The organism is Bacillus sp. C28GYM-DRY-1, assembly GCF_030519405.1.
Classification (GTDB): Bacteria; Bacillota; Bacilli; order Bacillales; family Bacillaceae; genus Bacillus; species Bacillus spizizenii_A.
Window position 1 is genome coordinate 1 of sequence record NZ_JAUMKF010000094.1, and the last position, 261, is coordinate 261.

A 261-nucleotide genomic window follows, 5' to 3' on the forward strand; every position below is an offset into this window, starting at 1 on the left:
GAAATGTTCATGATTCTGTGCCTTACCTTGACCGATTGGATCACCAAATCGCACGATTTGGTTTTCAAGTGGAAGCTGTCGCTCTTGATTCCGGATATTTAACGACTCCCATTTGTAAAGGATTATCTGACCGTCATATTTTTGGCGTTATTGCCCATAGACGATATCATCCCACTAGAGGCTTGTTTCCAAAATGGAAATTTCATTATGACAGTGAACAAGACCGTTACATTTGCCCGAACCAGCAGGTACTTACATACT

1 pseudogene is annotated in these 261 nt (G+C 41.4%); it reads left to right on the forward strand.

Features of this window, described 5'->3' with window-relative positions:
• Positions 1–261, forward strand: a pseudogene (locus tag Q3W56_RS21245) (IS5/IS1182 family transposase); the annotation flags it as partial.